Source organism: Brevundimonas sp. (genome assembly GCF_016463295.1).
Taxonomy (GTDB): Bacteria; Pseudomonadota; Alphaproteobacteria; order Caulobacterales; family Caulobacteraceae; genus Brevundimonas.
On the sequence record NZ_JAEMRO010000084.1, the window covers coordinates 1 to 8,686 of the forward strand.

Annotated in this window: 8 protein-coding genes; all 8 read left to right on the forward strand. The window is 66.8% G+C overall.

Going from position 1 to position 8,686, the window contains the following annotated elements; all coding sequences use genetic code 11:
• Positions 1-442: hypothetical protein (locus JHC81_RS12430; protein WP_292175155.1), on the forward strand; the 442-nt coding region annotated here is incomplete at its 5' end.
• Between the two features lie 141 nt (positions 443-583).
• The gene (gene tolB / locus JHC81_RS12435; RefSeq protein ID WP_292175157.1) at positions 584-1,951 is read left to right on the forward strand and encodes a Tol-Pal system beta propeller repeat protein TolB; all 1,368 of its coding nucleotides are present in this window, start codon (positions 584-586) and stop codon (positions 1,949-1,951) included.
• A 138-nt stretch (positions 1,952-2,089) separates the two neighbouring features.
• A complete protein-coding gene (gene pal, locus JHC81_RS12440) occupies positions 2,090-2,644 on the forward strand; it encodes a peptidoglycan-associated lipoprotein Pal (RefSeq protein ID WP_292175166.1) in 555 nt (184 codons plus the stop codon).
• Between the two features lie 128 nt (positions 2,645-2,772).
• On the forward strand, positions 2,773-3,900 hold the full coding sequence (locus tag JHC81_RS12445; protein WP_292175158.1) for a DUF3667 domain-containing protein: 1,128 nt from the start codon (positions 2,773-2,775) through the stop codon (positions 3,898-3,900).
• 42 nt (positions 3,901-3,942) lie between these two features.
• On the forward strand, positions 3,943-4,806 hold the full coding sequence (locus JHC81_RS12450) for a tol-pal system protein (protein WP_292175160.1): 864 nt from the start codon (positions 3,943-3,945) through the stop codon (positions 4,804-4,806).
• Positions 4,797-6,113 carry a tRNA lysidine(34) synthetase TilS gene (gene tilS, locus JHC81_RS12455; protein ID WP_292175162.1) on the forward strand — a complete coding sequence of 439 codons (1,317 nt, stop codon included), beginning with the start codon at positions 4,797-4,799 and terminating at the stop codon, positions 6,111-6,113. The genes JHC81_RS12450 and tilS overlap by 10 nt, the downstream gene beginning before the upstream one ends.
• A 95-nt stretch (positions 6,114-6,208) precedes the next feature.
• On the forward strand, positions 6,209-8,140 hold the full coding sequence (gene ftsH, locus JHC81_RS12460) for an ATP-dependent zinc metalloprotease FtsH (RefSeq protein WP_292175163.1): 1,932 nt from the start codon (positions 6,209-6,211) through the stop codon (positions 8,138-8,140).
• Between the two features lie 164 nt (positions 8,141-8,304).
• Positions 8,305-8,686, forward strand: a 382-nt coding sequence (locus tag JHC81_RS12465; protein WP_292175165.1) for an acyltransferase family protein, incomplete at its 3' end; no start/stop codon positions are given.

Here is an 8,686-nt window from a genome sequence, read left to right on the forward strand (position 1 = left end):
CCCCCCGGCCCAGCGCCCGGCGACCCCTCCGCGCAACCAGCCCGCGCTCGATCTGGACGCCCTGTCCGGCCCGCCCCGCACGGCGACGGCCCCCGGCAACCGGCCCCGCACGGGTCAGCAGGGACGCGGCACGGCCCCGCAGGCGACTGGCCCCCAGATCACGGCCATCTTCAATCAGGTCTATCCGAACTGGACCCTGCCTTGCGATATCCCCGGGGCGCGTGACCTGCGTATCCAGATGGATGTGACGATCGACGCCCGCGGCCGGATCACGGACGGCCCGGACCTGATCGGCGCACGCAGCGACCCTGTCTGGCGGGCCGCCGCCGACGCGGCCGTCCGCGCTATCCGCCAGACCGCGCCGTTCGACGTTCCGGACGACTTTCCAGGCGGAGCCTTTCGCCCGACGTTCAATACCGAGCGCGCATGCCGGAACCGGTGAGGACGGGTCACGTTTCCGCCACCGGGGTGACAGCACAGCTTGGCTGTCCCAAAGTCGCCCCAATCCCGGCCATGCTGGCGTCGTGTGTCCTCGACGGCCCGGCCGACCGAAACGACCACCCAACTGCGGGAGCTTGAATTCATGCGTCTGAACAGACTTTTGGCCGGCGTCGCCATCGTCGCCCTGGCCACCAGTGCCGCCTCCGCCCAGACGCCGCAGACCCCTCCTACCGGTGGTCCCGTCGAGGTCGAGATCGACCAGGGCGTCCTGCGACCGCTCCAGATCGCCGTGGTCAACTTCAATGGCCCGAACGGCTCGGACGTCGGCAACGTGATCCGCGAGGACCTGCGTCGCACCGGCTATTTCCAGCCGCTGGATCCGAACAGCTTCGTCGAAACCGGACTGACCCTGGCCAATGCGCCGAACTTTCCTCAGTGGACCTCCATCGGCGCTCAGGCTGTCCTGTACGGTGCTGTGACGCCCCGCCCGGATGGCCGCAACGACTTCGGCTTTCGCCTGTACGACCCCTATCGCCAGTGCCAGCTGGTTTCGTACCAGTTCACCGCCACGCCCGAGCAGTGGCGCCGGATCGGGCACAAGATCGCGGACCTGATCTATCAGCGCATGACCGGCGAGACCGGCCTGTTCGACAGCCGCGTGCTGTTCGTCTCGGAAAGCGGGACCCAGCTGAACCGCCTGTCGCGCCTGACCATTTCGGATCAGGATGGGTTCAATCCGCAGTATCTGACGGATGGCTCCGAGATCATCATGTCGCCGCGCTTCTCGCTGCACGACCCGAACGAGGTCACCTATGTCGCGCTCGGCAAGGACTACAGCCGCATCTATCTGTACAATCTCAGCACGGGCCGTCGCGAAAGCTTGGGTGAGTTCGACGGTCAGGTGCTGGCCCCCCGCTTCTCCAACGACGGGTCGAAGATCGCCTTCTCCATCATCCGGGGCGGCAATACCGACATCTACGTTATGGATCTGTCCAGCCGTCAGGTGCGTCGCCTGACCAGCGATCCGGGCATCGACACCTCGCCCACCTTCAACCCCGACGGCAGCCAGATCGCCTTCACCTCCGACAGGTCGGGCAGTGCGCGCATCTATGTCATGCGCTCGGACGGCTCGGGCCAGCGGGCCATCGCCCGCGGCGGCGGCCTGTATACCGCCCCGAACTGGAGCCCGCGCGGCGACCTGATCGCCTTCACCAAACAGAGCGGCGGCCGCTTCTCGACCGGGGTCATGAATGCAGACGGCTCGGGCGAGCGCATCCTGTCTTCCAGCTATTTCGAGGAGGGTCCCTCCTGGGCCCCCAATGGCCGCTACATCATGTTCGCGCGCCAGAGCCCGGGTGGCGACACCCGTCTGTGGACCGTGGACCTGTCGGGCCGGGTGATCTCTCAGTCCGGCTATACCGGTCGCGGCAGCAGCCCGGCCTGGTCGCCCCTGCTGGACGAACAACCCACCAATCTGGGCGGTCGCGGCGCGGACGCCTGTCCGGCCTGACCGCTTCAAATCAGGAACCGGTGGGAGCCTAATCGTTCAAACCCGCGTTACCCCGGTTCCCCATGACACGAACCGGCCCTATTCGGTTCATACAGCCAAGCTGAGCCCTCGGCCCGAAGATCTAGGAGACGTCCCATGATGAAGACCTCGAACCTGATGCGTATCGCCGCCGTCGGCGTCGCCGTGACGGCCATCGCCGCCTGCACCCCGCGCCGGCCCGCCGATACGGGCGCCGGCAACGAAGTGCCGCCCGCCAACAACCCTGTCTATCCCGGCGCCGGCACCGGCAATGTGGACGGCGGCAACCTTGGCGCACCCGCCGCCGGTTCGGAGCAGGACTTCGTCGTCAACGTCGGCGACCGCATCTATTTCGATCTGGACAGCTATGAGGTCCGCTCCGACGCCATGCCGCGTCTGGACGCCCAGGCCGCCTGGCTGCAGCGCTATCCGCAGGTGACGGTCCGCATCGAGGGCAATGCCGATGAACGCGGCACCGCCGAATACAATCTGGCCCTGGGCGCGCGCCGCGCCGAGTCGATCCGCACCTATCTGGTCCAGCGCGGCATCCCCGCCGGTCGCATCGACACCATCAGCTTCGGCAAGGAGCGTCCGATCGCCGCCGGCTCGACCGAGGACGCCTTCGCCCGCAACCGCAACGGCCACACGGCCATCGTCTCGGGCGCGATGCGCTGATCTGACGGCAACGATCTGAACCTTGAAAAAGGCATCGGCTCCGGCCGGTGCCTTTTTTGTTGCGCCTGCGTATTCCGCCCGATCAAGCGAAGCCGTAAGGTGCCGCCGTCGGCTTGGGGGAGTGGCGCGTGGACATCGAGGCAGCAGGCGGCGCGGTCACGGGCGGACTGATCGCCAAGGCCGTCGAAAGGCCGACCGGCGAGGCCGGCGAGCAGACCCGCCTCTGCTCCGATTGCGGTGAGCCGGTCAGCGGGAAGTTCTGCTCCAACTGCGGCCAGCCAACCCATGTGCACCGCACCCTGCTGCATCTGGTCGAGGAAGTCCTGCACGGCGTCATGCATTTCGACGCCCGCATCTGGCGGACCCTGCCCCTGCTGGCGTTCAACCCCGGCCGGCTGACGCGCGAATGGATCCAGGGCAAGCGGACCCGCTACATCTCGCCCCTGGCCATGTTTCTGTTCACCGTCTTCGTGATGTTCTTCATCATGAGCTTTGGCGGTGGTTCCGTGGTCAACGTCAACCAGCGCTCGCTCGACGAGCGTATCGTCGAGGCGCGCCAGACGGTTGCAGAGGCCGAGACCCTGGTCGCCGAGGCTGAACGCAGTGCGCAGGCTGGCACACCCGGCAGCGCCGCGACCTTGGATGTCTACAAGAATACGCTCGCGGGAGCCCAGCTTCGCCTGCAAAATCTCGAGGCGGCCAAGACCAGCGGTCCGCGCCCGGATGGTCTCGCAGCCGGTAGCTGGCAGGCGGAGATTGCCGACGCGGTTCACGACGACCGCGTCAACGTCGGCGTCGGTGACAAGAAGATGCAGACCAAGATCCTGCACAAGCTCTCCAACCCGGACTTCGCCCTCTACAAGGTGCAGCAGACGCTCTACAAATTCGCCTTCCTGCTGGTGCCCCTTTCCATTCCTTTCGTCTGGTTGCTGTTCCTCTGGAAGCGCGGATTTACCTGGTACGATCACGGCGTCTTCGTCCTCTACTCGCTGACCTTCATGGCCCTGCTGGGTCTGGGCCTGATGGCGGCGGGGGCCATCAGCGGTGCGGGCCAGGGATGGCGGGCGGCCGTGGGTGGAACGTTGAGTACGGTGCTGATGCTGTGGGTACCCGTGCACATGTTCGCACAGCTGAAGGGCACCTACAGCCTTCGCATCTTCTCGGCCCTGTGGCGCACCTTTGCCCTGCTGATCTTCTGCACCATCGTGCTGACCCTGTTTATCCTGGCGATCATCATGCTGGGGCTGGGGGCCTGACGCGGCCTTGCAGACGCCGCAAATCGGTGGGACGACAGGGGCATGAAGCGACCTGCCCTTTTCCGCCCCCGCAACGCCGTCCTGACCGTGCTCGGCCTGGTTCTGATCGCTGGCACAACCACCGTGGTGGCCCAGACCGCACCCCTGCCGGCCGTGCAGTGGGACAACCGTCGCCTGGAACAGCTGGATCGCAATGTCCGCCGTCTGGAGCGAGCGGTGACTCAGCGCAACGCCGCCGGTCAGCCGGTGCTGGTCGAGCCCGACCCGGAGGTCATCGCCCTGCAAGGTCAGGTCGGCATCATGGACCGCCGCCTGCGCGATCTCGAAGCCACCGTCCAGCGCGTCAACGGCGATCTGGAGCGCCTCAGCTTCCAGCTGGACGAGAGCCAGCGCGACAACGCCGCCCTCGGCACCCGCCTTCGCGATGCCGAGGGTCGCCTGCGCACAATGGAGACCGCCGCCCAGGCTGCCGCCGCCGAGCGTCAGGCCCAGGCCGAGCAGGCCGCCGCCTCGCCCACCGGCAGCGCCGCCAGCGACCTGGCCGCCGCCCGCACGCTCGTGACCGTCAACCGACAGGGCGGGCTGGAGGCGCTGGAGCGCGTCATCGCCAACTGGCCCAATACCGCCGAAAGCCGCGAGGCCGAATGGCGCATCGGTGACGCGGTGCGTGCAGCGGGTGACCAGGGGGCCGCCGTCTCCGCCTATGCCCGTGCCCTGCGCGGATGGCCGACAGACGCCTGGGCCGGAGAAGTCACGCTGAAACTGGCCCGCGGTCTGGCGGCGACCCAGCGCCCGGCCGAGGCCTGTGCGGCGCTTGGCGAGTTCACCCGACGCTACAATGCCCGCGCGTCCCAGGATCTGCGGGCCGTGGCTGCGCGGGTGCGGTCCGACGCGGAGTGCACCTGACCCCGCCTGCCGACGCGAACCACGCCTTTGCCAGCGTGCTCGATCGCCTGAGCGCCAAGCTTCAGACCGGCACCGACGCCCCGCTGGCTCTCGGCCTGTCGGGCGGCAGCGATTCCCGCGCCCTGCTGAAACTAGCCTCGGCCTGGGCGCAGACCAACGGTCGCCGCGTCCTGGCCCTGACGGTCGATCACGCACTCAATCCCGACAGCGCACACTGGACGGCCTTCGCCCGTGACGCCGCCCTGGCCGAGGGGGCCGACTGGCACGGGCTGACATGGCAGGGGCCCAAACCGGTCACCGGCCTGCCCGCCGCCGCCCGCCGCGCCCGCCATGCCCTGCTGGCCGAGGCGGCCCGCGCGGCCGGGGCCCGCGTCATCCTGCTGGGCCAAACCGCCGACGATGTCGCTGAAGCAGACTGGATGCGGGCCGAAGGTTCGACCCTGGGGCGGGTGCGGGAATGGTCGCCCTCCCCCGTCTGGCCGGAGGGTCGCGGACTGATGCTGCTGCGGCCCATGCTGGATGTCCGGCGGAAGACCTTGCGGGACTGGCTGACGGCGCAGGGCGCGGACTGGATCGATGATCCTGCGAACGAAGACCTCAAATATGCGAGAAGTCGCGCGCGTGGCTTCCTTCTCCCGTTGGGAGAAGGTGGGGGGGCGACAGCCCCCTCGGATGAGGGGTTACGGTGTTTGACGACCTTGGCACCTGACACCCTCACCCTTTCGCGCCAGAACGACAGCTCCGCTGCCGTGCGCTCAAGCCCTCTCCCCTCGGGAGAGGGTGTGCTGGTTTTCGACCGCACCCTCTCGACCTCGACCCTCGCCGCCGCCATGGTCTGCGCGGGTGGTTCCGACCGTATGCCGCGCGGTGACCGTCTCGCTGCCCTCATGAAGCGCCTGGCCACCCCCGATGCCTTCACCACCACCCTCAGCGGTGCTCGGATCGACGCCAAAACCGACTACATCAATATCCACCGCGAGGCCGGCGAATTCACCCGCCGCCCGCCGCTCGCCATCGCCCTGACTCCCGGTATCGAGGCCGTCTGGGACGGTCGCTGGGCCATCACGGTCGATGAAGCCGGCTGGACCGTCACCGCCGCCGCAGGGCGAATGGCCGCTCTGTCCGAGGCCGACCGTGCGGTGCTCAAGTCCTTAGCACCTGCCGCGCGGCCCACCCGACCTGTACTGATCCGGAACGGTTCGGATGCCCCGGTTCTTGCAGGCACTACAGGCCAGGCGCGGTGCCTGGTCGAACAGAGGCTGGCGCTGGCACTGGACGCAGTGACGCATGAGCGCCATCTGTCCTGAGCGAACCATGGCGCAGCGACCCGGAAACGCCTATTTCGGGTGCTGACATCACAGACTGACGGGACAGACTGGCGTCCCAAGGGATCGAGACGAGAATGAATCTGCGCAATTTCGCCATCTGGGGCGTCATCATTCTGGGCGCGCTGACGCTGTTCATGGCCTTTGGCGGCGGGGGCAACACCCCCATGCCGGGCCAGAAGGCCGCGCAGCGTCCGGCCGAGATGTCGTTCTCCAACCTGCTGAAGGCGCGTGACGCCAATCAGATCGCCAAGGTCGAGTCCCGCGGCGAGAAGCTGAAGGTCACCCTGCGCGACAATCAGGTCGTGACGGTGATCACCCCCCTGCCGAACGCCGAGCTGCTGGAAAGCATCGCGGTCGCCGGGGCCGACGTCGATCCGCAGGGCACCAGCCAGTCCATCTGGCTGAGCATCCTGATCGGGGCCCTGCCGATCCTGCTGATCATCGGCTTCTATCTGCTGATCATGCGTCAGATGCAGGGTGGCGCCAAGGGCGCGATGGGCTTCGGCAAGTCCAAGGCCAAGCTGCTGACCGAGCACAAGGGTCGCAAGACCTTCGACGACGTCGCGGGCGTTGACGAGGCCAAGGAAGAACTGACCGAAGTCGTCGACTTCCTGAAGGATCCCGGCAAGTTCCAGCGCCTGGGCGGCAAGATTCCCAAGGGTGCCCTGCTGGTCGGCCCTCCCGGCACCGGCAAGACGCTTCTGGCCCGCGCCGTGGCCGGTGAGGCGGGCGTGCCCTTCTTCTCCATCTCCGGCTCGGACTTCGTCGAAATGTTCGTCGGCGTCGGCGCCAGCCGCGTGCGCGACATGTTCGAACAAGCGAAGAAGAATGCGCCCTGCATCATCTTCATCGACGAGATCGACGCCGTCGGTCGTCACCGCGGCGCCGGTCTGGGCGGCGGCAATGACGAGCGCGAGCAGACCCTGAACCAGTTGCTCGTCGAGATGGACGGCTTCGAATCCAACGAAGGCATCATCCTGATCGCGGCGACCAACCGTCCCGACGTGCTGGACCCGGCCCTGCTGCGTCCCGGCCGCTTCGACCGTCAGGTCGTGGTGCCCAATCCCGATGTCTCGGGCCGTGAGAAGATCCTGCGCGTCCACATGAAGGATGTGCCTCTGGCGGCGGACGTCGCGGTCAAGACCATCGCGCGCGGAACCCCCGGCTTCTCCGGCGCCGACCTGGCCAATCTGGTCAATGAGGCGGCCCTGATGGCGGCGCGCAAGGACCGTCGCATGGTCACGCACCGCGACTTCGAGGACGCCAAGGACAAGGTCATGATGGGCGCCGAGCGCAAGTCCATGGCCATGAACGAGGAAGAGCGTCGCCTGACAGCCTATCACGAGGCCGGCCACGCCATCGTCGCCATGAACGTCAAGATGGCCGATCCCGTCCACAAGGCGACCATTGTCCCGCGCGGTCAGGCCCTGGGCATGGTCATGCAACTGCCGGAAGGCGACCGCTATTCGATGAAGTATCAGCAGATGGTCGACCGCATCGCCATCATGGCCGGCGGCCGGGTGGCCGAGGAGCTGATCTTCGGCAAGGAGAACATCACCTCCGGCGCCTCCTCCGACATCCAGCAGGCGACCAAGCTGGCCAAGCGGATGGTGACGCAGTGGGGCTTTTCCGACGTGCTGGGCACCGTGGCCTATGGCGAGAACGAGCAGGAGGTCTTCCTGGGCCACTCGGTGGCGCGCAGCCAGAACATCAGTGAGGAGACCGCCCGCATCATCGATGCCGAGGTCAAGAAGCTGGTCACCTCCGGCTGGGACGAGGCCCGAAAGATCCTCAAGAAGAAGGCGGCGGATCACGAGAAGCTGTCCCAGGCCTTGCTGGAGTACGAGACCCTGTCCGGCGAGGAGATCAAGGATCTGATCGAAAAGGGCCTGGCCCCTAATCGTGACGAAAACAACTTCCCCAATGCCGGGCCCTCGGTCTCCGTGCCGATCACCCCGGTGTCGGACGGCGTCACCGTCGAGGTCGAACAGCCGACCGTCCACTAGGGCAGCATACAAAGCGATGATGGAGGCCCCCGGAACGACCCGGGGGCCTTTTTTCATGTTCGCCACCCATACACTCGGCACATCGAGGATGCCGAGATCAACATGTTTGTTTTATAAACTGGTCTGTGTTATCTCGCTGTTTCCAACGGAGGGGAGAGCCATCCATGTCGTCCACCAGCATCCATCCAACCGAGCGCCTGCACGGCCTCGACGCCCTGCGCGGCATCGCCTTGATCCTGGGTGTCGTCCTGCATGCCAGCCTGTCCTACCTGCCGACGCCGATCTGGCTTTTTCCGGACGATCAGACCTCGACGGGGGCCAGCGTGGTATTCTTCGCCATCCACCTGTTCCGAATGACGAGCTTCTTTCTGATCGCGGGTCTCTTCGCCCATCTGCTGCTGGGACGCCGGGGCGTCTGGGGCTTCGTCAAGGATCGGGCCGGGCGGATCGCCAATCCGATGTTCGGCATGTGGTGGGTCGTCTTTCCGGCGGTCATCGCCGTCATCGTCTGGAAGGCGGCCATCGACAACGGCGGCTCCATCCCGA

What these genes read in the sequence shown, in the direction of transcription:
- JHC81_RS12450 (WP_292175160.1), top strand. Translation starts at nt 3,943, where the DNA reads ATGAAGCGACCTGCCCTTTTCCGCCCCCGCAACGCCGTCCTGACCGTG.
- pal (WP_292175166.1), top strand. Translation starts at nt 2,090, where the DNA reads ATGAAGACCTCGAACCTGATGCGTATCGCCGCCGTCGGCGTCGCCGTG.
- ftsH (WP_292175163.1), top strand. Translation starts at nt 6,209, where the DNA reads ATGAATCTGCGCAATTTCGCCATCTGGGGCGTCATCATTCTGGGCGCG.
- tolB (WP_292175157.1), top strand. Translation starts at nt 584, where the DNA reads ATGCGTCTGAACAGACTTTTGGCCGGCGTCGCCATCGTCGCCCTGGCC.